25 protein-coding genes are annotated in these 25,433 nt (G+C 69.4%); 8 read left to right on the plus strand and 17 right to left on the minus strand.

Translation table 11 applies throughout. The annotated features are described in order from the left end of the window. The first annotated feature begins 5 nt into the window (after positions 1-5). On the plus strand, positions 6-560 hold the full coding sequence (gene nusG, locus Tbon_RS01405) for a transcription termination/antitermination protein NusG (protein ID WP_374761741.1): 555 nt from the start codon (positions 6-8) through the stop codon (positions 558-560). 197 nt (positions 561-757) lie between these two features. Here the strand turns inward: nusG and Tbon_RS01410 are convergent, their stop codons facing one another. The 3 genes from Tbon_RS01410 to Tbon_RS01420 form a co-directional block, all read right to left on the minus strand. Further along, complete coding sequence (locus Tbon_RS01410; RefSeq protein ID WP_158065952.1) at positions 758-1,798, minus strand: ABC transporter permease; 1,041 nt, start codon at positions 1,796-1,798, stop codon at positions 758-760. A gap of 11 nt (positions 1,799-1,809) precedes the next feature. Then, positions 1,810-2,781 carry an ABC transporter permease gene (locus Tbon_RS01415; RefSeq protein ID WP_158065953.1) on the minus strand — a complete coding sequence of 324 codons (972 nt, stop codon included), beginning with the start codon at positions 2,779-2,781 and terminating at the stop codon, positions 1,810-1,812. 96 nt (positions 2,782-2,877) lie between these two features. After that, positions 2,878-4,689: an ABC transporter substrate-binding protein gene (locus Tbon_RS01420; RefSeq protein ID WP_158065954.1), complete on the minus strand. Its 1,812-nt coding sequence runs from the start codon at positions 4,687-4,689 to the stop codon at positions 2,878-2,880. Positions 4,690-4,987: 298 nt separating this feature from the next. Between Tbon_RS01420 and rplK the strand changes: the two genes are divergently transcribed. Together rplK and rplA are read left to right on the plus strand one after the other, a co-directional pair. Continuing rightward, on the plus strand, positions 4,988-5,413 hold the full coding sequence (gene rplK, locus Tbon_RS01425; RefSeq protein ID WP_158065955.1) for a 50S ribosomal protein L11: 426 nt from the start codon (positions 4,988-4,990) through the stop codon (positions 5,411-5,413). Next, on the plus strand, positions 5,413-6,126 hold the full coding sequence (gene rplA, locus Tbon_RS01430) for a 50S ribosomal protein L1 (RefSeq protein ID WP_158065956.1): 714 nt from the start codon (positions 5,413-5,415) through the stop codon (positions 6,124-6,126). The genes rplK and rplA overlap by 1 nt, the downstream gene beginning before the upstream one ends. 95 nt (positions 6,127-6,221) lie before the next feature. Here rplA and Tbon_RS01435 read toward each other — a convergent pair whose 3' ends face one another. Beyond that, positions 6,222-6,566: a hypothetical protein gene (locus Tbon_RS01435; protein ID WP_158065957.1), complete on the minus strand. Its 345-nt coding sequence runs from the start codon at positions 6,564-6,566 to the stop codon at positions 6,222-6,224. Positions 6,567-6,845: 279 nt separating this feature from the next. Between Tbon_RS01435 and Tbon_RS01440 the strand changes: the two genes are divergently transcribed. Further along, complete coding sequence (locus tag Tbon_RS01440) at positions 6,846-7,343, plus strand: universal stress protein (RefSeq protein WP_192498047.1); 498 nt, start codon at positions 6,846-6,848, stop codon at positions 7,341-7,343. Between the two features lie 66 nt (positions 7,344-7,409). On the opposite strand, the gene Tbon_RS01445 is transcribed toward Tbon_RS01440, so the two are convergent. Genes Tbon_RS01445 through Tbon_RS01480 form a run of 8 tightly spaced genes read right to left on the minus strand, consistent with a single transcriptional unit; the run spans position 7,410 to position 16,330 of the window. Further along, positions 7,410-8,144: an ABC transporter permease subunit gene (locus tag Tbon_RS01445; RefSeq protein WP_158065959.1), complete on the minus strand. Its 735-nt coding sequence runs from the start codon at positions 8,142-8,144 to the stop codon at positions 7,410-7,412. Next, entirely contained in the window at positions 8,141-9,091 is a 951-nt protein-coding gene (locus tag Tbon_RS01450; protein WP_158065960.1) for an ABC transporter ATP-binding protein, read from the minus strand. The genes Tbon_RS01445 and Tbon_RS01450 overlap by 4 nt, the downstream gene beginning before the upstream one ends. A 36-nt stretch (positions 9,092-9,127) precedes the next feature. Further along, entirely contained in the window at positions 9,128-9,904 is a 777-nt protein-coding gene (locus tag Tbon_RS01455; protein WP_158065961.1) for an SDR family NAD(P)-dependent oxidoreductase, read from the minus strand. Positions 9,905-9,919: 15 nt separating this feature from the next. Then, on the minus strand, positions 9,920-11,374 hold the full coding sequence (locus Tbon_RS01460; protein WP_158065962.1) for an MFS transporter: 1,455 nt from the start codon (positions 11,372-11,374) through the stop codon (positions 9,920-9,922). A 10-nt stretch (positions 11,375-11,384) separates the two neighbouring features. Continuing rightward, on the minus strand, positions 11,385-12,053 hold the full coding sequence (locus tag Tbon_RS01465; protein ID WP_158065963.1) for an endonuclease III domain-containing protein: 669 nt from the start codon (positions 12,051-12,053) through the stop codon (positions 11,385-11,387). Continuing rightward, positions 12,053-13,225 (minus strand): geranylgeranyl reductase family protein, encoded by a 1,173-nt coding sequence (locus Tbon_RS01470; protein WP_158065964.1) that lies wholly within the window; start codon positions 13,223-13,225, stop codon positions 12,053-12,055. The genes Tbon_RS01465 and Tbon_RS01470 overlap by 1 nt, the downstream gene beginning before the upstream one ends. A gap of 45 nt (positions 13,226-13,270) precedes the next feature. Beyond that, a complete protein-coding gene (locus Tbon_RS01475; protein WP_158065965.1) occupies positions 13,271-15,520 on the minus strand; it encodes a gluzincin family metallopeptidase in 2,250 nt (749 codons plus the stop codon). Between the two features lie 39 nt (positions 15,521-15,559). Then, positions 15,560-16,330, minus strand: a complete 771-nt coding sequence (locus Tbon_RS01480) for an SDR family NAD(P)-dependent oxidoreductase (RefSeq protein WP_158065966.1) — start codon at positions 16,328-16,330, stop codon at positions 15,560-15,562. 77 nt (positions 16,331-16,407) lie between these two features. On the opposite strand from Tbon_RS01480, the gene Tbon_RS01485 reads away from it, so the two are divergent. Both Tbon_RS01485 and Tbon_RS01490 read left to right on the plus strand, forming a co-directional pair. Beyond that, on the plus strand, positions 16,408-17,040 hold the full coding sequence (locus Tbon_RS01485; RefSeq protein WP_158065967.1) for a ribonuclease H family protein: 633 nt from the start codon (positions 16,408-16,410) through the stop codon (positions 17,038-17,040). 78 nt (positions 17,041-17,118) lie between these two features. Further along, complete coding sequence (locus Tbon_RS01490; RefSeq protein WP_158065968.1) at positions 17,119-17,313, plus strand: hypothetical protein; 195 nt, start codon at positions 17,119-17,121, stop codon at positions 17,311-17,313. On the opposite strand, the gene Tbon_RS01495 is transcribed toward Tbon_RS01490, so the two are convergent. The 3 genes from Tbon_RS01495 to Tbon_RS01505 are packed head-to-tail and all read right to left on the minus strand — an operon-like array spanning position 17,296 to position 20,568. Next, complete coding sequence (locus Tbon_RS01495; protein ID WP_158065969.1) at positions 17,296-18,984, minus strand: DNA repair protein RecN; 1,689 nt, start codon at positions 18,982-18,984, stop codon at positions 17,296-17,298. The two genes, Tbon_RS01490 and Tbon_RS01495, sit on opposite strands and share 18 nt — an antisense overlap. Beyond that, complete coding sequence (locus tag Tbon_RS01500) at positions 18,977-19,831, minus strand: NAD(+)/NADH kinase (protein WP_158065970.1); 855 nt, start codon at positions 19,829-19,831, stop codon at positions 18,977-18,979. The genes Tbon_RS01495 and Tbon_RS01500 overlap by 8 nt, the downstream gene beginning before the upstream one ends. Then, positions 19,831-20,568, minus strand: a complete 738-nt coding sequence (locus Tbon_RS01505; RefSeq protein ID WP_158065971.1) for a TlyA family RNA methyltransferase — start codon at positions 20,566-20,568, stop codon at positions 19,831-19,833. Before Tbon_RS01505 ends, Tbon_RS01500 begins: the two co-directional genes overlap by 1 nt. Before the next feature lie 90 nt (positions 20,569-20,658). On the opposite strand from Tbon_RS01505, the gene oxc reads away from it, so the two are divergent. Both oxc and Tbon_RS01515 read left to right on the plus strand, forming a co-directional pair. Continuing rightward, a complete protein-coding gene (gene oxc / locus Tbon_RS01510; RefSeq protein WP_158065972.1) occupies positions 20,659-22,314 on the plus strand; it encodes an oxalyl-CoA decarboxylase in 1,656 nt (551 codons plus the stop codon). Positions 22,315-22,321: 7 nt separating this feature from the next. Next, a complete protein-coding gene (locus Tbon_RS01515) occupies positions 22,322-24,298 on the plus strand; it encodes a M3 family metallopeptidase (protein ID WP_158065973.1) in 1,977 nt (658 codons plus the stop codon). A gap of 158 nt (positions 24,299-24,456) precedes the next feature. Here the strand turns inward: Tbon_RS01515 and Tbon_RS01520 are convergent, their stop codons facing one another. Continuing rightward, positions 24,457-25,104, minus strand: coding sequence for a hypothetical protein (locus Tbon_RS01520; RefSeq protein ID WP_158065974.1), 648 nt, complete (start codon positions 25,102-25,104; stop codon positions 24,457-24,459). Next, positions 25,104-25,403 carry a hypothetical protein gene (locus Tbon_RS01525; protein ID WP_158065975.1) on the minus strand — a complete coding sequence of 100 codons (300 nt, stop codon included), beginning with the start codon at positions 25,401-25,403 and terminating at the stop codon, positions 25,104-25,106. Before Tbon_RS01525 ends, Tbon_RS01520 begins: the two co-directional genes overlap by 1 nt. Positions 25,404-25,433: the final 30 nt, after the last annotated feature.

Consider the following 25,433-nt stretch of genomic DNA (forward strand, 5'->3'; position numbering starts at 1 on the left):
AGGAGATCAACGCGCCCGGGCGGAAGTGGTACTTCGTGCACACGTACAGCGGGCACGAAAACAAGGTCCGCAATGCCATTAAGGCGACCGTGGAGCGGATGGACGCCGGCGACAAGATTTTCCACGTGGTGGTGCCCACGGAAGACGAGATTGAGATTCGCGACGGCCAGCGGCGGACCGTGAAGCGGAAGCTCTACCCCGGATATGTCCTGGTGCAGACCATCGAGCTGAAGGAGGGCGACCCCGTCTCCGACGCGGTGTGGCACCTCATTCGGAACACGACGGGGGTGACCGGGTTTGTGAGCTCAGGCACGCGGCCGGTGCCGCTGTCGCAGGACGAGGTGAACCATATCCTCCGTGCGATGCGGATGGAGCAGCCGCGCGTCCGGGTGGCGTTCCAGCCCGGGCAGTCGGTTCGCATCGTTGACGGCCCGTTCGAAGACTTCGTCGGCACGGTCGATGAAATCAACACCGAGAAGGGCCGCGTGAAGGTGATCGTGAACATGTTCGGCCGGGAGACGCCGGTCGAGCTGGACTTCCTCCAGGTGGAACGCGTCTAAGGTACAACGGTGGGAGCCCTGGGGGCTGCCGACGCCAGAACGCAGCACCACCGCCCCGGCCGAATCGGCCGGGGCGGTTCGCTTCTGCCGTGTACGACCGCGCCAGGGTCGGGCGCCGCGGAGGGAGAGCCTGCGGTGACCCGGGAGCGCGCCGCGGCTTCCGCCGCCGGGGAGAGGCCACCGGGAGACAGCGCCTGCTAGAAGCCTGCGCGCCCTCCGCGGCCGCGCAGGCGCGGGTCGAGGACGTCGCGGAGTGCATCGCCCGCTAGGTTGAACCCGAGCACCACGAAGGTCAGCGCCATGCCGACGATGAAGGCCATCCAGGGGTCGGACGGCCCGTTGCGGCGGCCTTCTTCGACCATCTTGCCCCAGGAGATGCGCGTGGGGTCGCCGAGGCCGAGGAAGGCGAGGGTCGCCTCAACGAGGATGTAGATGCCGATGGAGCTCGTGAAGGTGACGATGATGGGCGCGGTGATGTTGGGGAAGATGTGGCGGAGCATGATGCGGAGGTCGCTTGCGCCGATGGTGCGGGCGGCGAGCACGTAGACCTCTTCGCGGACGGCGAGAACGGCGCTCCGCACGACGCGGGCGGAACTTGCGGTACCCAGAATGCCGAGCGCAATGGTGTTGACGGTGAGGGTGGGGTTGGCCACGACCTGTCCGAAGAGGAGCAGGAGGACGAGCGGCGGGAAGGCCTGGAGCGTATCGACGATGCGCTGGATGAAGAAGTCGGCGAAGCCGCCGAAGTAGGCGCTGGCGAGGCCGACGATGGTCCCGCTGATGGTGGCGATGAGGGCTGCGCCGAGACCGACGTAGAGCGCGGTGCGCGAGCCGTGGACGATGCGCGAGTAGAGGTCGCGGCCGAGACCGTCAGTGCCGAGCCAGTGGGCGGAGGAGGGACCGCCGAACCGGATGGGGAGGTCGCTCTTCTCAAACTTTTCGGGCGGGTACTGGAGGCGGATGGTCGGGTCGACGAGGGCCTTTTCGGCGAGCTCGGGGTCGTAGGCGGGGTTCGTGGCCTTAAAGATGTCCTCGGGGTCGTACCGGTCGACCGCTTCGGCGAAGATGGCGGCGAAGACGCAGAGGCCGATGATGACCACGCCGACGCCGCCGAGGGGCTTATAGCGGAAGAAGCGGCCAATGTGGACCAGCGCCCGGACGAGCACCGGGCGATCGCTGAGGCTGCGCGGCACGCCAAGGGTGCCGGGACGATCGAGGATTGCCTGTTCCTGGGCCATGGCGCTTCTCCTTAGGAGTACCGGATGCGCGGATCGAGCACGCCGTAGAGGAGGTCGATCGCGAGATTCACGAAGACGATGAAGGTAGCGATGACGAGGACGAAGGCCTGCACGACCGGCACGTCGCGGGCAACGATAGCGGCGAGGATGCGCCGGCCTACTCCGGGAATGGCGAACAGGTCTTCGAACACGACGTTGCCCGACAGGAGGCCGGCAAAGGAGAGGCCCAGGACGGTGACCACCGGCACGAGCGCGTTCTTCAGGGCGTGGCGGATGATGATGACGCGTTCACGCAGGCCCTTTGCCCAGGCGGTGCGGATGTAGTCCTGGCGGAGCACTTCAAGCATCTGCGAGCGGAGGAGGCGCATGACCCCCGCCCCGGAAGCGAGACCGCCGACAACCGCAGGAATAATGAAGAGGCGCATACTGGCCCCCGGGTCTTCCCAGAGGAGCGGGGCCGAGCTGATGGGCACCTCCCAGAGGTTCCAGCGGACCACGTAGAGGAGGGCCATCGTGGCGATCCAGAAGTTCGGCATGGCGAGTACGAGGATGGCGAAGACGCGCAGGACGTAGTCGATCAGTGAGTCCTGGCGGATGGCCGAGATGATGCCGATAGGGATGGAGGTGAGGATGGAGATGACCAGGGACATGAGCGCGAGCTGGAGCGAATACGGCAGGCCTTCCTTCATGCCCTGGAGGGCGGACTCGCGCGTCTGGTAGGAGATGCCGAAGTCGCCGCGGAGGAGGTTCCCGAGGTAGATGAAGTACCGCTGGACGACGGGCTTATCGAGGCCGAGGTCCTTGCGGACGGCGTCGATCTGGGCCTGCCGGAGGGCCGGGTCGGTGGAGGTCGGGTCCTGGGCGGCGATGCGCTGGGCGACGAAATCGCCGGGCAGCACGCTCGTAGCGAAGAAGACGAGCGTGGCGACGAGCCAGATGACCGGGATGTTGACCACTACCCGGCGAAGAATGTAGGTCCTCACTCTCGGTGTCCCCCTTCTCCTATCTCCCTGTGAACGTGCACTGCGGGCCGAGCGCGGATTGTACCGCGTCTCGGCCCGCAGCGGAGCACCAAGTTGCTAGGCCGGCCGGCCCTGCCAGGTCGGGTCCTTCTGGTCGAACCACCACTGGGTGCCGTACTGGTGCTGCTGGACGAAGGCGACGGCCTCCGGGTACTTGAGGTAGTTCCAGCGGAGGGACGAGTTCACAGCGACCAGGGTGTAGGGGATGCCGGCGCCGTAGTTCTTGACGAGCTCGCGCATGACCTCTTTCGAGAGCTCCTGGCGCTTGGCGATGTCGAATTCAACGACGGCCTGGGCGGTGAGCTGGTCGACCTTGTCGATCTTGACGCCGAACTGCTGGAACTGCGGCTGGCTGGAGTTGTACTGGAGGTAGTTCAGGAGCGTGGGCTCGGGGTCGGACACCTCGGTGATCCAGCCGAACCAGATGTTGTTCTTCCCGTTGCCGTACTCCTGCTTGACGATCTTGCCGGTGATGGTGGCGTAGGGCTCGATCTTGGCGACGAAGTTGTTGCCCAGCACCTTCTTGAGCTGGTTCGTGATGAGGGCGGCGCCGCCGGAGTAGACGCCCTCCCAGATGTCGGGGATGTCGACGATGATGTCCCCGAGCGCGGGACCGCCGCCGGCTTCCCACATCTTCTTGGCCTCGGACTCTTCCTTGGCGCGGTCCTCGAGGTAGCCGGGGTAGGTGATGAGCTCCTTCTCGGTGATCGCGAACGCCGCCTGGGTCGGCGGGACGTTGCCCGAGAGGACGGCCTTACCCTGGAGGAGGGACTGGATGAGGGCGCGGCGGTCGAAGGCGCGGAAGATGGCGCCGATGAGGTTCGGGTTGTTCCAGGGCGCTGCCCCGCCGTAGTAGGTGCCGGCCTGGGGGTTGCCGCTGAAGATTTTGACCTCGTGGATCTTGCCTTCGTAGCGCTTCAGGAGGTCCTGGATGACCTGGTTCTGGGTCGGGGTGAAGGCATCGAGCTGCTTCTGCTCGAAGGCGGCCTGCTGGGCCGACTGGTCGGTGAAGAGCGGGAGCCACTTCACACCGTCCCAGTTGACCTGGGCGTGGAACTTCTCGTGCCGGACCCATTCGGAGTCGCCTTCAGCGGACCACTTCTTCAGGACGAAGGCGCCGGTCCCGATGACGAGCTCGGGCTTCATGTTGGCGTAGTCCTTTTCGAAGGCGCGGACGGCTTCGGGGGCCTGGACCTTGGCGTAGGAGCCGGCGAGGGTCGTGAGGAAGAAGGGGTCGGGCTTCGAGAAGGTCACCCGGACGGTCCGTGCATCGACGACCTCGACCTTGTCGACGTTCCGGAACGCCGACTTGCGGTAGAAGTTTGGGTCTTCGGTGCCGTCGAGGAGCTTGCCGTTCTTGTTGCGGTTGATGAAGAACGCGACGTCTTCGGCGTTCGCCTGGCGGCCGTTCACGGGCGGCTTGTCGTGCCAGAAGACGTTGGGGCGGATGGTAAAGACGATGGTATTGGGGTCGGGCTGCTCCCACTTCTCGGCGAGGCCGCCTTCGAGCTCGGCTTTGGTGAAGCTCTTCCACTGGGTGACGCCGAGGTTGGTCATGCCCATGAGCCAGGCGACCGGCGACAAGCGGCTGCGGTCGACGTCGAAGGTGTCCCAGGTGTTGTTGGCGGAGACGAAGCGGGCAACGCCACCCTTTTGCGGGGTCTGGGCTGCAGGCGTGGGGCTCGCGGCGGGCGACCCGGAACCGGCGGGCGCGGTCGAGGAGCCGCTGCCGGTATCGTCGTCATCGTCGCCGCAGCCGACAAGGCCGAGGGCGGCCGCGCCGATGCCGGCGGTTGCGGCGCCGCCGAGGACACGGCGCCGGCTAATGCCCTGGCGGGCCAGCTTTCTGGTCCAGTAGTTATCGGACATCGAGATGTGAATTCCCCCCTTGCTGGTGTCGCCCCACCTCGATGGAGCCCATCGACTCCATCAACAGGGAGGGGCGATTCGGGGAGTATACGCACAGGGGCCGTTCGGGGAAGTCATCCTTCCGGTAAATCGAGGTTTACCGGAGGCGAAGGTTTTACCGGGGGCGAAGGATCTGCCGGGCGGCGGGACCGTGATTGTTCGAGAGGCGGGGCGGCGCGATACTTGGTAGTTGGCCCGCTCTTCAGGGGCGGGACTCGTGGAGGCGCGACCTGCGCCGCTTGGACACAAGGAGACTCCATTGGCGAAGAAAGTCCGGGCAGTGTTGACACTGCAGCTGCCCGCCGGGAAGGCGAACCCGGCACCGCCGGTCGGCCCTGCGCTGGGCCAGCACGGCGTGAACATCATGGAGTTCTGCAAAGAGTACAACGCTCGGACGCAGGACAAGATCGGGCTGATCATCCCGGCCCAGCTGACGGTCTATGAGGACCGGTCGTTCACCTTCGTGCTGAAGACGCCGCCGGCGGCCGACCTGCTCCGGCGCGCGGCCGGCATCGAGAAGGGGAGCGGCAACCCGCGGCTCAACAAAGTGGGCCGGGTGACCGTCGAGGACATCCGCAAGATTGCGGAGACCAAGCTGCCGGACCTGAATGCGAACACCGTCGAAGAGGCGATGCGCATCATCGAAGGGACGGCGCGGAGCATGGGGATCGAGGTGGTCGACTAATGCCGAAGCATGGGAAGCGGTACCGCGAAGCCGCCGCCAGGGTCGACAAGTCGCGGTTCTACGGTGTTGACGAAGCAATTGCGCTGGCGAAGGAGATCCACCCGGCGCGGTTCGACGAGACGGTGGAGCTCCACATCAAGACGGGACTGGACCCGCGGCACGCGGAACAGCAGATCCGCGGGTCGACGGTGCTTCCGCACGGGCTTGGCAAGGTGATGCGCGTGCTCGTCTTCGCTGAAGGCGAGGCCGCCGCAGCCGCCCGCGAGGCCGGTGCGGACTATGTCGGGAGCGATGACCTCATCAAGCAGATCGAGGGCGGGTTCCTCGATTTCGACGTGGCCATTGCCACGCGCGAGATGATGGGCAAGGTGGGCCGGCTGGGCCGCATCCTGGGCCCGCGCGGCCTCATGCCGAACCCGCGCTCCGGGACGGTTGTCGGCGCGGAGGACATCGCGAGGTCGGTCCAGGAAGCGAAGCAGGGCCGCGTCGAATTCCGGCTCGACCGCCTCGCGAACATTCACGTTCCGCTCGGCAAGGTGAGCTTCGAGGACCACAAGCTGAAAGAGAACATGGCTGCCCTGATCGAGGCGGTGAATGCTGCCAAGCCGAAGGAGGCGAAGGGGCAGTACATCCGGAGCGCGACGCTTACGACGACAATGGGGCCGGGGATTCACCTCGACCTTGCGCAGACGCTGTCGCTGAAGCTCACGTAGACGGGAGGGCACCCCGGGCGGGAGCGCCTTCACCGACGAGGAGGCCCCGGCCATTCTGGCCGGGGCCTTTTGCTTTGGCTACCGGGGGCGGCCCGTCAGTGCGCCGGAGCTGCGTGGCCGCCGTGGGCGTCGCCGTGGCCGTGGGAATCGTCATCGGCGGGCAGGTCGCGCGAGCGCATGATGGAGATCGGCGCAACCCATTCAGGGTTCTCGGGGAAGCCGCCGACCTGCCGCTTGAGGAGGTACAGCACCCCGAGCACCACCGCAAAGACGCCGACGCCGGCGAGGGACCACAGGATGGTGGGGAGGACATCGATCCCGCCGCCCGCCTGGGCCATGGGGTCCGGCGAACCGTGGCCGTCATCAGCGAAGGCCGGGGCAACGAGCGCGAGGGCGAGGACGAAGGAGAGGAGGAATGCGGAGATGAGGCGCGTCTTCATCGGTGTGGAGTGTAGCAGGGCGGGGAGTGTGGGCCAGCGCGCGGGGCATAAGAATAGGGCCGGTGGATGTGTGGAGCGGACACGACATCCAGCGCGACCCACCTATTGTTTAGCACCTGCTAAGCCCGGGACGCAAGGGCCCGGGCCGGAAAATTTCTGATGATAACGAAATGTTGATGTTTCGCGCCGCTCGGCCGCGGCTGCGGGGCCGAACGGCCGTCGGCAGGCATGCCGGCGACGGGCAGGATCGGCGCAGCCCGATTGGTGGAGGTATGGACGATGCGCGCACTCGTTCCACTCGATGGCAGCGACACGGCGCTGGCGATTCTGCCGGCGGTGCGCCGGCTGGCGGAGATGGCGCCCGGGATCGAACTGCACCTGGTCACCGTGCTGGACCCCCAGGCCGTGCGGGGACGCATGGAGCGGCCGGTCACGGAGCCGCTCGGGGCGGCGGTTGGGACCGCAACCATCCGGATCCCGGCCCCGCGGCTCATTGAGAGCCACGGGGAAGCGATCGCCCGGAAGTCAACCGAATGGCGCGAGAAGCTTGAGGAGATTGCCAGGCGGGAGCTGCCCGGGACGGACACCCAGGTCCACGTCGAGTGGTCGCACCACACGGCGAAGGCGATCATCGAGCTGGCGAACGAGCTGGACGTCGATGTGATCGCGATGGCCACCCACGGGCGTTCCGGGCTCTCGCACCTTCTTGCAGGGAGTGTTGCCGAGGAAGTGATCCGCGACGGCGGCCGGCCGGTCCTGGTGGTGCGGGGGAAGTAGGCGACCTCAGCCAAACTGGCGGGCGGCCGTTGTGCCGGAAACGCCGGCGACGGACGGAAGCCGGGGTCAGATGGTGCTGATGGCGCGCTCCCGGTCGAAGGCCCGCACGACGACCCGCCAGAGGGCGGCATCGATGGCCGCGAGGACACCAGCCATAGTCGCCCAGGCGGCGAGTGTGGGCTCGATGGTCCGGGTGACGACGAGGAGGATTGGGAGCATCGAGGGGAGGAGGATGAGGCCGCTGAGGTGCTCAGCGATGCGCACGTCCTTCGAGCGGGCGGAGAAGAAGAGCCCGGTCAGGGTCGAGAAGAGCGCGAGGAGCGGGGCCGAGAGGAGCATCCCGAGGGGCCAGGCCGGGTCGAGCGCCGGCCCGCGCACGGGAGGTTCGACGACCGCGGCCACGATGGCCATGTACAGGATGAAGATGCCGAAGGAGGCGGCGAGGGTCGGCACGAGGATGGCGACGACCTTGCCGGCGAGCAGCTGCCGGTCGGAGAGGGGGAGAGTGAGGAGCGGTTCGAGCGTGCCCTGGTCGCGCTCGCCGATGATGCCGTAGGCGGCCATCGTGGCGGGCATGATGACCGGCGTGAGGAAGAAGCAGAACATCGCCTGTCCGACGGCGAAGTCGGGGCCGCCGATCGCCCGCGCGGGGTCGTAGAAGAGCAGGTTGAGCACGGGGAGCACGAGGAAGGCGACCGGCAGGATGGTGGCCGTCAGGACGATCATACGGTGGCGCCGGAGTTCGCGGAGCTCCTTGCGGGCGAGGGCGCGGACAGGCGGCTGGATGGTCAGCAGGCTCATGCAGCGAGGCTCCCGGGGAGCGGCTGGCTCATCAGTTCGAGGTAGGCCCGTTCGAGGTCGCCGGCGGGGCGGACGGCGACAATCCGGGCACCGGCGCTGACGAGCCGGGCAACGAGGTCCGGGGTATCGCGCTCGGCGTCGAGCAGGCGGCAGCGGACGGCGGAAGCGCTCCACCAGACCTCGCGGACGGCCGGGAACGACTCAATGGCACGACGGACGGGGGCATCGACGACGCCGGCGAGTTCGACCTCAACGATGTGGCCGAGCAGGGCTGCACGCACCTGCCGGGGGGTGCCGACCTGGACAAGGCGGCCCTCGCGGAGGATGGCAACCCGGTCGCAGAGGCGCTCTGCCTCCGCCAGGCGGTGGGTGTTGAGGAGGATTGCGGTTCCCTCGCGGGCGAGGTCGCGGACCAGGCTCTCCATGGCCGCGGCCGCGGAGGGGTCGAGACCGCTCGAGGGCTCATCAAGGAGCAGCACGGGAGGCCGGTGGACAATGGCACGGGCGAGGGCGACGCGCTGCTTGAGGCCCTTCGACAGGCTTCCGACGAGGTCGGCCTGCCTGTCGGCGACGCCTGCGAATGCGAGGGCGCGCGCAACGGCTGTTCCGGGGTCGGGAAGCTCATGGGCTTCGGCCCAGAAACGGACGTTGGCCTCAACGGTCTGGCGGTCGTAGAGGCTGGGCCGCTCGGGCATGACGCCGATGCTGCGCCGCACCTCCATCGGCTGGCGGGCGACATCCCACGAGAGGATGCGAGCGGCGCCGCCGTGGGGCTGGAGGAGGGTCGCGAGGATGCGGACGGTCGTGGTCTTGCCGGAGCCGTTCGGGCCGAGGAGGCCGAGGATTTCGCCGCGCTCGACCGTGAGCGTGAGGCGGTCGAGGGCGAGCCGCTCGCCGAACCGGCGGGAAACGGCGTCGCATTCGATAGCCGGTCCCGCGCCCTTCACACCGGGAGAATCGGCAGTGCGGTGCCCGTTCTCCAGTCAGCGGGCCATGCGGCCGCCGTCGACGGGGATAATCGTCCCGGTGAGGTAGCTGGCGTCGCTGCTGCAGAGGAACGCGACGAGGGCAGCGACTTCGGAGGGCTCACCGTAGCGCCCGAGCGGGTTGGTGGCAGCGAGCTGCTGGTGCACCGACTCGGGTTCGTCCGGGTTGATGCCGCGTTCGAGGGCACGCATCATCCGCGTTTCAATCGGCGACGGACAGACGGCGCAGACCCGGATGCGCATCGGTGCCAGCTCGAGGGCGGCCGTCTTTGTCATGCCGACGACCGCGTGCTTGCTCGCCCCGTAGGCAATGATCCCTGGCGTGCCGCTCAGGCCGGCGACCGAGGCGGTATTGACGATGACGCCGCCGCCGCCCGCGGCCATGACCGGGGCGACGTACTTCATGCCGAGCCAGACGCCTTTGACGTTGACCGCGAGGACACGGTCGAACTGGTCCTCAGGGTAGTTCAGCATCGGCCCAATCCAGCCCTCGATGCCGGCGTTGTTGAAGAACGCATCGATGCGTCCGAAGCGGTCCCGGGCGGCAGCGACGTAGCGTTCGACATCGGCTGAACGGGTGACATCTGCGGGAACGGCGACAGCGCGGACGCCCGAGGCCTCGGCCTCGGCGACGGCTTCGTCGAGCGCGGTGCCGGGCAGGTCGACCGCGACAATGTTTGCGCCTTCCTGCGCGAAGCGTGCGACTGCGGCGCGGCCGATGCCGCCCGCGGCGCCGGTAATCACGGCGACCTTGCCTTCGAAACGGCGTTCCATGGGACCTCCAGTGCGTCAGGGTGCGGATTTCTCGAGCGGCTCACCGAGGGCGACGGCCGGCGATGCTGTCGGTGCGCGGCGCTCACTGCGGAAGAGGGATGCCGCAATCGCCGTCGCGGCTGCAGCCCCGGCGACGAGGAAGGCCGCCCGGACGCCATCGACGATGGCTGCGTCGGGGAGGTCGGCAAGACGCTCGGGGCGGTAGCCGGCGGAAGCCGTCGCGACCGCGACGAGAACCGCGCTGGCGAGCGCGAGGCCGACGGCATTGCCGATGTTGCGGGCCGTCGCGACACTTGCCGAGGCGGTGCCGAGCCGGTCAGGCGGCACGCTGTTCATGATGGTGGCGCTGTTCGGGGACATGAAGATGGACGTCCCGATGCCGACGATGGCGAGCCGCGCGACGATGCCGAGCGCCGACGTCTCGGCGGTGATGGTTGCGAGCGAGAGCAGGCCGAGCGAGACGAGGGCGATGCCGAGCGTCGCCTGGTGGGTGAAGCGGTAGCGGTCACTCACCCGGCCGCTGACCGGGGAGAGCAGCAGCATCATCAGGGGCACGGTGGCGACGGTGAGTCCGACCCGGCCCGTGGAATAGCCCTTCACCTCCTGCAGATAGAACGGGAGGAGGAACGTCACGGCGGACTGGCCAGCGAAGTTGAGGGCGAGACTGGTGACCCCCACAGTGTAGGCCCGGGCCCGGAAGAGCGAGGGGGCGACGACCGGGCTGGGAGTGCGCGTTTCGATCCTGAGGAATGCGAGAAGGGCAACGAGCGCGGCCGCGAGGAGGCCGAGGATTGGGGCGGAGGTCCAGCCCCAGGCCTGACCGCGGTTGACGGCAAGGAGCAGCGCGCTGAGGGTGACGAAGAGGGCCAGGGCCCCGGGAATGTCCATCCGGCGCCCGTTCGGCGCAGGTGCGGGAGCGGAGGGGCGGATGACCAGCCATGCCAGCAGGAGCGCAACGATGCCGATGGGCACGCGGAGGGCGAAGATGGCGTGCCAGGAGAAGGCTTCGAGGATGAGGCCGCCGAGGATCGGGCCGGACATGAGGCCGGCGCCGACAACGGCGCCCGTTGTTCCGAGCGCCTGGCCCCGCTGCTCCGGGGGGAAAGCTTCGCTGACAATGGCGTTGCCGTTGGCAATGGCGAGGGCCACTCCGACGGACTGGATGAACCGCATTGCGACGAGCTGTTCGAAGGTCTGGGCGATACTGGCGAGCGCCATGCCGACGGTGAAGATGGCCCAGCCCGCGATGTAGACCCGCTTGCGGCCGTAGAGGTCGCCGGCGCGCCCCGCGGTGAGCGTGAGGCCGGTGACGACGAGGCTGGACACGAGGGCGGCCCAGACGACGGTGTCGGGGGAGCGGTCGAACTCGCGGGCGAGGGTGGGAAGGGCGACGTTGACGATGGAGAAGTCCATCGTGGCCATGTAGGTGCCGAAGGCAACGGCAGCGAGGACGCGCCAGCGGTACTCCACGGGTGGGACTCTACGCGGACGCAGCCGGGCCCTCAATGGCGGCCGTGCGCGCGGGGCATTCGACGAGCGGGCAGCGCTCACAGGCCGGCCGGCGGGCTGCGCAGGTGCGGCGGCCGTGTTTGATGAGCAGCATGTGGAAGGTGTAGTAATCGGCCGGGTCGACGAGCGCTTCGAGGAGGTCGTGGGCGCGGTCTGCGGTCGCAGCCGGAGGGACGAGGCCGAGGCGCTTGGCGACGCGTTCGACGTGGGTATCGACGGGCAACGCCGGGCGGCCGAGCGCGAAGAGGAGGACGCAGGCGGCGGTCTTGGGGCCGACCCCCGGGAGGGCGCGAAGCCAGGCGCGGGCCTCTTCGAGCGGGAGGTCCCGGAGGAAGCCGAGGTCAAAATCGGGCGAGCGGGCTTCGACGGCGCGCAGGGCGGCCTGGATGCGGGGGGCCTTCTGGCGGGCGAGCCCGCCGGGCTGGATCGCCTGCACCACGTCCTCGAGCGGCGCTTCAGCGATGGCGTTCCAGGACGGGAAGCTGCGCATCAGGCTGATGAACGCGCGCCCGCTGTTGGTATCGGAGGTGTTCTGGCTGAGGATGGTGAGGACCAGCTCGGCGACGGGGTCGCCGCTGGGCTGGAGGACGGGCATGCCGTAGACCGGCGCGAGGCGAGCGATGATGCTGCGCGGGTCCATCAGCCGGCAGAGTCCTGGCGGGCGAGGCGGCGCGCCGCGATCCCAGGGAGGAGCGGGACGCGGGCGGCTTCGCGGGCATAGGTGGATTCGCCGCGCTGGACGGCGAAGAACGCGTCCCAGAGGTACGGGATGGCGCGGGTGGCGCGCATCCAGGGGCCGGGGTATCGGCCGAGCATGCCGTAGAACATGTGGGCAATCACCCGGGCGGCGCGGAGCTCGGGCATGATTTCACGGTCGATGTCGTCCTGGTAGCCCTGAAGCGGTGCCCCCGAGGAGAGCGACCGGAGGGCGGCCCGGGCAGCGATGCGCCCGGACTCGATGGCGTAGTAGATCCCCTCCTGGGTGAACTCGTCGGCGAGGCCGGCGGCGTCGCCGGCGAGGAGTACCCGTTCGGACGCGATGGGCTCGCGGCCGCGCCGGAATCGGATCTTATGTCCGCGGGCGATATCGACGGGCGCGCCGTCGAGCCCGAGACGGCGGAGGTAGGCGGCGACGTGGGACTTCATCTCGCCGGCCTGCCCGGGGGGCAGGACGATGCCGATGGAGAGGAGTTCGGCCTTGGGGAAGAGCCACGCGTAGCCCCACGGGCGGTAGCCGAGGTCGATGAACGCGGTGCTGCGGTTGGCGCGGACCCGGGCTGCAGGTGCACGCACTTCGACCTCGTATGCGGCGCATTCGGCGAGGCCGGTCCCGAGGCCGGCCATCCGGCCGACCGGGGAATGGGCCCCGTCGGCGGCGATGAGCAGGGCAGACCGTGCGGTTCGGCCGCCTTCGGTGCGGACGGTCACGCCTGCGAGGTCGAGTTCGAGTGCGCGAACGGCTGCGCCGGGGCGGAATTCTGCGCCCGCCCGCCGCGCGTAGTCGAGGAGGAGGGTATCGAACCGCTCCCGCATGACCATCGCGGCGAACGGCTCGCCGGAGTCGCGGACGAACCGACAGCGGCCGTGGAGAGAGATGTCGAGGAGGGCCACCTCGTCTTCGACGACGGGGTCGATGGGGAAGGGAAGGAGCCGGGCGGTCCGGCGGGGGATGCCCCCGCCGCAGGCCTTGTACCGGGGGAATTCGGCCTTATCGAGGACGAGCACCCGCGCGCCCGCGGCGGCGAGTTCGCGCGCAGCCGTGCTCCCGGCAGGCCCGGCACCGACAACGATGGCATCGAACTGGGCTGGCACACATCGGACTGTACCGGGAGGAGAACCGGGCGAGAAGGATGGGGCTTACTCGGGGGTATTTTCCCAGTCGCGCCAGCTGCCGCGGCGCCCTTCGGCCTCGAGGTAGTGGCCCTTGCCGAGCGGTTTGACGGGCGGCGGCTGCTCGAGCCGCTTCAGGAGGACCCAGACGCCGAAACTGAGGGCCGCCATGACCGACGTGAGCAGCGCGAGCCGCTGAATGCCGCGCGCTGCGGCGCCATCCCACGTGTCGTAGGCCTCGCGGGCGAGTTCCAGGGCGCGGGTGCCGTCGCCGGCAGCGAGGGCGTCCTCGGCGGCACGCAGCTTCGCCTCGGGGTCGGTGAAGAGCATGCCGACGCGGCCAAAGAAACCAGGGCTGAAGGACGCCTGCTTCTCCTTCGCGAGGGCGATGAGCTTCGCAGCGGCATCGGCGTTGACGCGGCCGGTGACGCCCGCGGAAGCCGCGGCGCGTGCGCTGGTGAAGTCACCCTGTTCGTACAACTCGCGGGCCTTCGCGATGCCCTGGCGGAAGGGCGAATCGGCGGGCTCGCCGGCGAGCTGGGCTTGTGCGGCCTGGATGGCGATGACGGCCTGGCGCTGGTCCTCGACCAGGCGGGCGGTTTCGGAGAGGCGCGCCCGGCCCCAGGAGACGGCGACGGTTTCGGGGGTCGCCAGGCCAGCCCCGGCGGCGAGTTCAGTGGCGGAGCGGTAGGCGGCGATGATGGTATCGGCCTGGGCGACCTGGGCGGCGATCGGACCGAAGACCCAGGCGATCAGGTTGTTGTAGATGTCCGAGGGGATGCCGGAGCCGAGCCCGGCCTCGGCTGCGCGGCTGCGGAGCCCGCGGACGAGGTCATGGGCGGCGCGGCGCTCGGCGAGCAGCGGCTTTGCTGTTTCAGGAACGAAGACCCAGTCGAGAAAGAGCTGGTCGAGGTTGCGGTCAGAGAGGAATTCGCCCTGGTCCATGAACCAGCCCTCTTTGAGGCGCCAGAGGGCGGGCTCGTCATCGATGCGGGAGAGGACGGCGGTCATATTCTGGCGGCCGCCGATCGCTTCTTCGTAGGCGAACCAGAAATCGCCGGAGCGGCCATACCAGTAGGCGGCCGGGCCGCCTATGGCGGTGGAGCCCCAGGTTGCGAGCGGCTCGTTGATGCCGAACGACTTCCAGTCGGTGGGCCTGACGGCGACACCGAGCTGGGGCGCAACCGCGCGGGTCGCCCATTCGGCGAGCCCCTCCCAGAGGAAGGGGCGGGCGAGCTGGGTGTTGCCGGCCCACTGGTGGGCAAGCTCGTGGATGGTGACCTCGTCGTCGATGCCGCCGGTTTCGTGCGAGAGGAGCACCTGCCCGACGCCGGAGAAGGCGACACCCGCGATGCCGTACGCGGCGATGTGGTAGGACTGCCGCATGGTGACGTCGGTGTAGGGGTACTTGAAGCCGAAGAGCGCTTCGAGGACGGGGAAGGCCTGCTTCGCGATGGCGAACTGCCGGGAAGCCCAGTCCGCATCGCGGCGGAAGAACTTCAGGGTCATGGTGACCTGGCGGCCATCGGGCATCGTCACCGGCGCGGAGAGGACGCCGCGGCGGGTCTCGTCGGTGACAGACAGGGCGAAGGCGGAGAAGACGCCGGGGTCGAACCGCTGGCGGCAGCGTTCGTCGAGGGCGGCGCAGCGCTCGAGGATGTCGGGGTCGTCGGCCGAGAGGGCGATGAGAAAGACGTTGCCGCAGACCCAGCGCTGGAGGCCGGCGTTCTTCACCTCGGACGGCTGGTCCTTCCCGACGAGGCAGCCGGGGTCGAGGACGTTGTCGCCGGATTTCGGGACATCGACGAAGACCCACGAACCCGGCCCCTGTCCGATGAACGGCACCTCGATGAGCCCGGGTTCGAGCGTCATCAGGGGACCGGAGGTATTGGGAAGGGTGTAGGCGGCTTCGAGGGTGAGGCGCCGTTTCGGCTGGAGGGGCTCCGGGAGTGTGACGGAGGCGACGGCGGTGCGTTTCGCCGCTTCGTCGCCCGGGTCGAGCGTGAACTGGACGGGAGCGCCGTCGCGGGTAATTGCAAGGTCGTGCGCGTGGGGGAGGATGTAGACGGGGACGGTGGTGATGCCGTTCTGCGACTGGTTGAGGAACTCGACGCGGACGTGGACGCGGACCGTTCCGGCCGGCGTATCGAGGCGGTAGACCGTCTCGGAGGCGGACACGAGCCCCTGCCCCTGCTGGGCGGAGGCCGGGGCAGCGCCAGTGAGCGCGCCCGCGGCAGCCCACACGGCAACCAGCAGCGCGAGGACGCGAGTCTTCACACCGGGAAGTTCGACCGGCGAACGACGACGCGCAGGGGGTCAGTTCACGAGAACGCCGCCATCGACCGGGAGGACGACCCCGGTGACCCACCGGGCCTCATCGGAGGCGAGGTAGACGGCGGCCCAGGCGATATCCCAGGCGGTGCCTTCGATGCCGAGCGCGGTTGATTTGCGGCGGGCCTCGCGGACGGATGCCGGCATGCCGCGGGCGGAAACCATGGGCGTGTAGGCGGGGCCGGGCGCGATGGCGTTGACGCGGATGCCGTCGCGGCCGTGGTCGGCAGCCATGGCGCGGGTCAGCGCCTCGACGGCGCCCTTGGAAGCGGCGTAGGGTGCGAGGCCGCGCCCGCGCTGCGAGGCGATCGAGGAGACGTTGACGATTGAACCGCCGCCGGCGGTATCGACCATCGCGGGGATGGCGTGCTTGCTGGCGAGGACCATGCTGGTCACGTTGACCCGCATCTGGAGCTCCCACTCTTCGAGCGTGACCTCGGTGATGCGCTTTGCGATGCCGATGCCGACGTTGTTGACGAGGATGTCGAGGCGGCCCCAGCGCTCGAGGGCGCGTTCGACCATCGCCCGGCAGGCAGCTTCGCTGGTGACGTCGGCGGCAAAGGGCTCGGCGTCGCCGTGCTCATCGGCGATGAGGCGGGCCGTGAGCCCGGCAGCCTCGATGCGGCGGTCGACCAGGAGCACACGGGCGCCCTCGCGCGCGAAGAGCACGGCGGTGGCGCGTCCGTTGCCGATGCCTTCAGTCTGGGAGCCGGCGCCGGTGACAATGGCGACCCTGCCGTTCAGCCTGCCGGCCATGGGTACCTCCCGGGGAATGAGCTGACGGATTGTAGCAGGCGTGGCCTGGAAGCCCGCGGGCTCCTAGAGTCGTGGCGATGACCACGTACCGGTGCGAGGCATGCGGCGAGCCGTTCACGCTTCCGGCCTCGGTCCGGGCGAAGTACCCGAACTGGCAGCCGCGGCGGTGCCTCGCGTGCCAAAAGCGCGCGGAGCGCGGGTCCGCGGCAGCGAGGAACGGTTCGGGAACGGCCACGGCGGCCTCCGCGGCTCCCGCGGCTGCACCCGAGGAAGACCCCCAGACGGGCATCTTTACCGACGGCGCCTGCCAGGGGAACCCGGGACCCGGCGGCTGGGCCGCGGTCTTCGTCCGCGACGGCAGGGTCATCGAGGAGCGGCACGGCTTCGAACCCGCGACGACGAACAACCGGATGGAGTGGACCGCGATGATTGCGGGGCTGGAGATGGCGCCGCGGGACGAGCCGATCACGGTCTATTCGGACAGCCAGCTGGTGGTGCGGACGCTCAATGAGTGGGCGAAGGGGTGGGAGGCCCGCGGGTGGAAGCGGAAGGACGGGCCGGTGATGAACCTGGACCTCGTGCAGCGGGCGTGGGCGCTGAAGCAGCAGCTCCCGCTGGTGCGGGTGGCGTGGGTGCGCGGGCATGCGACGTCGCGCTGGAACGCCTACGCCGACGAGCTGGCGACCTCACACTTCCAGAAGGACGCCTGAGCGGGGAGCCGAAACCTCTACCGGGCCGTCACGGCTTCGGCCCTGTGCCGTTCGGCCGGGTGCGGTGAGACTGGGGCCATGGATGGCGGCATATTCGAGGGACCGGACGGACGGGAGGCCCTCCGCGAGATCGTGGCGGCGCTGGAGGCGATCGTGGTGGCGCTGCAGGCCGAGCGGACGGACGGCGAGCCCGGCTACGCGATGCGCGAGGCGGTGCGCCGGGTGGTTGCGCTGCGGCAGCGCCTGGGAGAGCGCTCAGGACGCGGCGGCTGAGCCGAGGAGTTCGTCGGCAGCAGCAAGATTGGCAGCAGTAACGCCGCCGAGCATGGCAGCAAGCTCGGCCCGGCGGGCCTCCCCGGCAACCTCGCGGACCTCGGACCAGGTGTGGCGCCCATCAGTCCGCTTCTCGACGACGAAGTGGCGGTCGGCGGCCGCAGCCACCTGGGGGAGGTGGGTGATACAGAGGACCTGGTGCCGCCCGGCGAGGCGTCGCAGGGCGCGCCCGACGACCGCGCCGGTCCGGCCGCCGACGCCTTCGTCGACTTCGTCAAGGACTTCGAGCCGGCCTTCGGTGGCCTGGCCGAGGGCTACCGTGAGGGCGAGGAGGAACCGGGACGTTTCGCCGCCGCTGGCGACTGCGCCGAGGGGCCGCGGGGGCTCGCCGGGGTTGAAGGAGGCGAGGAACTCGACCCGGTCGACGCCGGCCTCGGTGAAGGCGCGAGGGGCCGGTTCTGGAGAGGGCGCGGCGGCTTCGTCCGCGGCGCCGGTGACCACCTCGTAGTCGGGGAGGGCGACGAGCGGCCCGGCCGGGTCGTCATCGCAGGCGAACGCGACGGTCAGGCGGGCGCCGCCCATGCCGAGGAGCTCCAGCTCGCCAGCGATGGCGCGGACGAGCGCGCCAGCGGCGGCCCTGCGGCGGGCCGAAAGGTCCGCGGCCTGGCGGCCGAGGGTCTCGAGGAGCCGAGATTCGGCGGCCTCGAGCTCTTCGAGCGAAGCGCCGGCCCCGGTGAGGTCGGCGAGCTGGCGGGCTGCGCTGTCGCGGTAGGCGAGAACGGCGTCGATCGTGTCGCCATACTTCCGCTGGAGCCGGGCGAGGAGGTCGAGGCGCTCGGTAACGGCGGCCAGACGCTCCGGGTCTTCGTCGAGCGCATCGCGGTAGGCGCGGAGGGCACGCCGGAGGTCGACGCTGGCGGTTTCAAGGATGCCGGCGAGGTCGGCGAGGTCGGCCGCGCCGGGGTCGCGGCCGGCGATAGCGCGCACGGCGGCGAGCGCCTCGCCGATTGACGGTTCATCAAGGGCGGCGAGTGCGCGCTCGGCTTCCTCGCGCAGGCGGGCAGCGTTGCCGAGGCGCGCCTGCTCGGCGCGGAGCGACTCGTCGTCGCCGGGGACGGGCGCTGCGGCGTCGATCTCGGCGACCTCGAAGGAGAGGCGCTCGATGAGCCGCTCACGCTCGCGGGCATCGGAGCGGAGGGAGGCGAGCTTTCGGCGGACCTCGCGGAGCTCGCGAACGGTGGAGGCGAGCGCGGTGCGGTCGGCCTGGAGGCCGGCGAACTCATCAAGCGCGGCAAGCTGGACCGCCGGCCGGAGGATGGCGAGCTGCTCGGACTGGCCGTGGATATCGAGGAAGCCCTCGGCGAGGGCGCGGACGTCTTCGAAGCGGGCAGGCTGGCCGTCGATGCGGTAGGTCGAGCGCCCGCCGAGCGTGAGTGTGCGTTCGATGACCGTGGGGCGTCCGAGGCGGAGCACGGCGCGGACGGTCGCGCGGTCGGCGCCGGCGGCGATAACCTCGCGGCCCATCCGCGCGCCGAAGGCGAAGGCGACGGCATCGACGACCAGCGACTTGCCGGCCCCGGTTTCGCCAGTGAAGACGGTCAGCCCGGGGCCGAGGTCGACGGCGACGTTGCGGGCAACAGCGAAGGAGGTGATTTCGAGCCGTTCAAGCACTGGGGTTCATGGTGCTGGAGAGCTGCATTTCGAGCTTTTCGGCGAGTTCGGCGTAGAAGCTGGAGGGCTCGCGGAAGCGCACGAAGCGGGTGACGTGCGGGCTCTGCCGGACGACGATGCGCACGCCAGCGGCGACCGGCTCGTCCTCCTGGCCGTCGATGCTGAGGATGGCGCCCTGTTCGCTGGTGACGGCCATCTCGATGGTTGAATCGGGCTGGAGGACGAGGGAGCGGCCGAGGGCGAGGTGGGCCGAGACGGGGGTGAGCACCAGGTGGTGCTCCGTCGGGGCAAGGATGGGACCGCCTGCGCTCAGCGAGTAGCCGGTGGAGCCCGTGGGCGTGGCGACGATGATGCCGTCGCAGCGGAAGATGGCGAGGCGGGCGCCGTCGATGTGCACGTCAACGTAGACCGGGCGCCCGGGCGAGCGGCGGCTGACGACGATGTCGTTCAGGCCATCGAAGGAGTGGAGGGCGGCGCCGTCGGCCATGACGTCGGCGTGGACCATGATGCGCTCTTCGAGGCGCCAGTCGGCAGCGACGACGCGTTCGATGGCGTTGAAGAAGTCGCGCGGGCTCATGTCGGTGAGGAAGCCGAGGCGGCCCATATTGACGCCGAGAATCGGCGTGGCGTGCGGGATGGCGATGCGGGCGGTGCGCAGGACAGTGCCGTCGCCGCCGACGCACACGATCAGGTCGGAGGCGGCGATGGCATCGGAGGGGGGCGGGCCCCAGGCATCGAAGACGGCGGCATCGATGCTGCGGCGGCCGAACTCCTGCGCAACCTGGCGGGCGAAGGCGAGCGCGCCTTCGCTCCGGGGTGCATGGAAGATCACGGCGCGGCGCAGCATCAGGCGTCTCCGGCGGGCGGGGTGCGCAGCAGGACAAGGAATTCGGTGTTGCCGTCGCCCCCGCGGATGGGCGATGGAATGATGCCACAGGTTGCCCAGCCGTGGGCGGCCACCCAGGCCAGGAAGCGCTCGCGGACGCGGTCGAGCACGGCCGGGTCGCGGATGACGCCGCCGGCGGGAACGTCTGCGGGGCCGGCTTCGAACTGGGGCTTGAGGAGGGCGATCACGGGGGTGCCCGACGGAACGCGCGCCGCCACTGAAGGGAGAACCTTTTCGAGGGAGATGAAGGAGAGGTCGGCGACGACCAGGTCGACTGGCGGGAGCGGCGGGAGGTCGCGCGCGTTCACGCCTTCGAGGAGGGTGACTCGCGGGTCTTCGCGGAGCCGCCGGTGGAGCTGACCGCGCCCGACATCGACGGCGATGACGCGGGCGGCGCCGTGCTGGAGGAGGCAGTCGGTGAAGCCGCCGGTCGAGGCGCCGAGGTCGAGGCAGGTGCAGCCGGAGGGGTCGATTCCGAATTCCCTTAGGGCTGCGTCGAGCTTGAGGCCGCCGCGGGAGACGTAGCGGAGCGGTTCGACCACCTCGAGCGGCGCGGCAGGGTCGAGCGGTTCGGCGGGCTTGACGAGCGTGCGGGTGCCGGTGCGGACCTGGCCGGCCATGATGAGCTGGCGGGCCTGCTCGCGGGATTCGGCGAGGCCGCGCTGGACGAGGAGGAGGTCGGCACGGACGCGGGCCATGCCCAGAGGCTACACCGCGGCGGCGTGTACGGTGGGAGCGGGTTCCCGTAGAGTTGCCGGCACGAAGTTCGAACACGAGGTGAGGTTGCGATGGCCGAGCTGACAGGGGCCCAGATCGTGGCGAAGGCGCTGAAGCAGCAGGGCGTGGAGTACATGTTCGGAGTAGTCGGCATCCCGGTGGTGCCGATCGCGGTCCATGCACAGCGCGAAGGCATCAAGTTCTTCGGGTTCCGGAACGAGCAGGCTGCGAGCTATGCGGCGGCGGCCATCGGCTACCTGACCGGGCGGCCAGGCGTCTGCCTCGCGGTGTCGGGGCCGGGGATGGTGCACGGCATCGCGGGGATGGCGAACGCCTGGGCGAACTGCTGGCCGATGATCCTGATCGGCGGGGCGAACGATTCGTACCAGAACGGGCAGGGCGCCTTCCAGGAGGCGCCGCAGATCGAGACGGCGCGGCCGTACGCGAAGTACGCGGCCCGGCCGGACAGCACGCGCCGGATTCCGTTCTTCGTCGAGCAGGCAGTCCGCGCGACCATCTACGGACGGCCGGGCGCGGCGTACCTCGACCTGCCGGGGGACCTGATTACCGGGACCGTCGACGAGAGCGAGGTGCATTTCCCGCCGCGCTGCCCGGACCCGCCGCGGACCCTGGCGCCGTGGGAGAACATCGAGCGGGCGCTCGACGCGCTGAAGTCGGCCGAGCGGCCGCTGGTCATCGTGGGCAAGGGAGCGGCCTACGCGCGGGCCGAGGAGGAGGTGCGGACGTTCATCGATATGACGCAGCTACCGTTCCTGCCGACGCCGATGGGCAAGGGCGTGGTCCCGGACGACCACCCGCTAGCGATTTCGCCGGCGCGGTCGTTCGCACTGCAGAATGCCGACGTGGTGCTCCTGCTCGGTGCGCGGCTGAACTGGATCCTGCACTTCGGCCTGCCGCCACGATTCGACCCAAAGGTGCGCGTCATCCAGGTCGACATCGCTGCGGAGGAGATCGGGAATAACGTACCGGCGGAGGTTGCGCTGGTCGGCGATGCGAAGGCGATTGTGGAGCAGATGAACGAGGCGCTGAGCCGAGCGCCGTGGCAGTACCCGGCGGAGACCACATGGTGGACCGGCCTGCGGAAGAAGATCGAGGAGAACGCGGCCACGGTGGCGGAGATGATGGCCGACGAATCGGTGCCGATGGGGTACTACCGGGTGTACCGGGATATCCGCGAGTACATCCCGCGCGATGCAATCATCGTGAACGAGGGCGCGAGCACGATGGACATCGGGCGGACGCTGATGCCGAACTTCTTCCCGCGGCACCGGCTGGATGCCGGGTCATTCGGGACGATGGGCGTCGGGCTCGGGCAGGCGATTGCCGCTGCAGCGGTCCATCCCGACAAGCGGGTGTTCTGCATCGAAGGCGACTCGGCGTTCGGCTTCAGCGGGATGGAGGTTGAGACGGCGGCGCGTTACGGGCTGAACAACATTGTGTTCATCATTATCAACAACAACGGCATCGGCGGCGGGCCGGACGAGCTCGACCCGACGCGGGTGCCGCCGAGCGCGTATACGCCGAACGCCCATTACGAAAAGATGGCCGAGATCTACGGGGGTAAGGGCTTTTTCGTTACCCAGCCCTCGGAGCTCCGGCCTGCGCTGGAGGCCGCGCTCGCCTGCGACAAGCCGGCAATTGTGAACATCATGATCAGCGCGCGGAGCCAGCGGAAGCCGCAGCAGTTCGCGTGGCTGACCCGGTAGGACAGCGATGGGAAGCGACCTCGACCTCGTGGACTGGGAGCGGCTGACACCGGAGGAGCTGGGAGCAGCCTGCCAGCAGGCGATTGACGCCTGCGAAGCGGGGGTCGGCGACATCGTCCGACTCGGGCCGGGCGAGCGCACCTATGCCAACACGATGCTGGCGCTCGAAGACGCCGTCGAACCGGTCTCGCTGGCGTCCGGTGCGTATGCATTCCTCGCGTACGTTTCGGCCGACGACGGCCTGCGGGCGGCGGCGCGCGGGTGGGACGAACGGCTCGACCGGTACCTCGTCGGGCTCGCCTTCCGGGAAGACCTTTACGAGGCGGTCCGCCAGTTCGCGGAGAGCGACGGGGCGAAATCGCTGACGGGCGAGGACGCACGGTACCTCGCGTTCGAGCTGCGCGACTACCGGCGGAACGGCTTCGGGCTGCCGAAGGAGCAGCGGGAGCGGGTCCGGGCGCTGATGGACGAGCTGGCGGTCCTCGGCATCCAGTTCCGGAACAACATCGACGATTACGACGACGGCATCGAAGTGACGCGGGAGCAGCTCGCGGGCATGCCGGAGGCGTGGATCGAAAGGCTCCGGACGGTGGAGCGGGACGGGGTTGTGTACTACCGGGTTTCGCTGGACTACCCGGAGATTCAGCCGTTCATGGCGAACTGCCCGGACAGCGAGCTGCGGAGGCAGCTCTTCGAGAAGGACCAGCGGAAGGGCGGGCGCCAAAACGTCGAGCTGCTGGAGCGGGCGCTCCGCCTGCGCCAGGAGGCGGCGGAGCTGCTGGGCTATGCCTCATGGGCCGACTACCGGACGGAGACGCGGATGGCCGGCACCCGGCAGGCGGTGGAGGAGTTTCTCGCGGACCTGCGCGCGAAGGTGGCGGTAAAGGCGGAGCGCGACCTCGCGGAGATGCGGGCGTTCGCGAAGGAGCGGACGGGCTCGGACCGGGTCGAGATTTGGGACTGGCGGTACTGGCACAACGAACAGCTGAAGGCCCGGTACGCGGTCGACGACTTCGAGGTCGCGCAGTACTTCCCGCTTGATGCCGTGATCGACGGGCTGTTCGGGGTGTACCAGCAGGTACTCGGCGTGCGGTTTGCGGAGAACACAACGGCGCCGCGCTGGCACCCGGACGTGCGGGCGTTCGACATCAGCGACGCGGAGGGCGGGCCGCCGTTTGCGCGGTTCTACATGGACCTGTTCCCGCGGCCGAACAAGTACGGGCATGCGGCGGCATTTACCCTGCGGCGGGGCCGGCGACTGCGGGACGGGAGCTACCAGAAGCCGGTCAGCGCGATTGTGGCGAACTTCACGAAGCCATCGGCGACGCAGCCGTCCCTGTTGCGGCACAGCGAGGTGGTCACGTTCTTCCACGAGTTCGGGCACATCATGCACCAGACGCTCACGCGGGCCGAGCGGGCGCGGTTCAGCGGGACGCAGACGGAGCGGGATTTCGTCGAGGCCCCGAGCCAGATGCTGGAGCACTGGTGCTGGGAGCCGGAGGTGCTGGCCTCGTTTTCGCGGCACTGGCAGACGGGCGAGCCTCTCCCACGGCACCTGGTCGACGCCATGGTGGCCGCGAAGAACCTGAACAGCGGGATTATGACGCTCCGGCAGATCTTTTTCGCCACGCTCGACCTGCGGTACCACTCGCCGGGGTTCGATGGCGACTCGACGAAGCTGGTGGAGGAGCTGCACCCGATTACGGGATTCCCGTACACGCCGGGGACGCACTTCCAGTCGGGGTTCGGGCACCTGTTCGGCTACGACGCGGGGTACTACGGCTACCTCTGGTCGCATGTGTTCGGCGACGACATGTACACGCTGTTCGAGGCGGCAGGCCCGTTGAGCGCCGAGGTCGGAAGGCGGTACCGGAGGACGATCCTCGAACGCGGCGGCTCGGTGGACGGGCAGGAGCTCGTACGGGAGTTCCTCGGGCGTGAGCCGAGCAACGAGGCGTTCCTGCGGGGACTCGGACTCACGTGAGCGGGCGCCGGGGCGGAGGCCCGGGCGGCAGCGCAAAGAGGGGGCGAAGGCGGCAAACGTCAGCGACCGGCGCCGCGCCCGGGCGACAAGCGCGAGAATGACCGCGGGCGGCAGAAGGTAGGCGGCGAAGCCGATGTAGAAGAGCGTTTCTTCCGGGCTCACTGCATGTGCTGGCGCGGAACGTGGCGGGCGCGGTGGGCGGCGACCCAGTCGCGGGCGAGGAAGCGGAGGTAGGCCGCGCCGAGGAGCGAGCCGACCGAAGCAGTGTAGACGACGTGGGTGACCCAGTGTTCGGTGTCGCTGCCCGCGGCGACGCCGGGGGCGAGCCCGAGCGCGAACGCGGCGTAGCCGAAGCGGTGAAGGCGTTGCCAGACCGTCCGCGGGATTAAGCCTGCGAGCCAGGTCGAGAGCACGACCGCGGCTAAGAGCCAAGCTGCGATGACGCCCGCCGCAACCGCGACCGGGCGGTAGGGCGCGGTGAGGGGTACAAGAGCATCCCATGGGGCGAAGCCGATGTACGGGTCGAGGACGAGGGCGCCGGCGTGGGCAACGGTGTAGGCGAGCCCGAGCGACCCGGCCACGCGATGCAGTTCGAGGGCCGGGACCCGGCCTTCAATCCCGGGGTGGTACCTCAGACTCACGCCGATGCCGGTGAAGACGGCAGCCCAGAGCAACACGAAGGCGGCCCAGGCGGAGGCCCGGGCGGCATCCCAGGTCGTGGTCTCGCTGCCGAACCCGGCCTCGCGGGCCAGGAACACCGCAGCAGCGAGAACGACTGCCAGCGTGACGGTTATCCAGCGCGTCATCAGCTCGATCTCGACCGACGTGTTGGGGCGGCGGTCGGCGTCGCGTCGGCGCCGCCCGACGGCGGGGTAGTCCCGGCGGCGAGCGGGGTCGGCGACGGCGTGGACGCCGCAGGGCCGCCGGGGACAGCGGTGGCTGCGGTCGGGGGAGGGCCCGGGTCTTCGTTCTTGCCGGTCTCACCGGTCCAGGTGCCGTATGCGGCCCAGCCGATTGCGAACGCAGCGACCGAAAGAGCGGAAGCGGTGAGGGTCAGCCAGCTCTGGTGTTCGCGTGCGAAGGGGGGCGAGCGGCGATTTGGCATGGGAAGATGGTAGCGGCGCAAGGTCTCTGG

Origin of the sequence: Tepidiforma bonchosmolovskayae, from assembly GCF_008838325.1 — a bacterium.
Lineage (GTDB): Bacteria > Chloroflexota > Dehalococcoidia > Tepidiformales > Tepidiformaceae > Tepidiforma > Tepidiforma bonchosmolovskayae.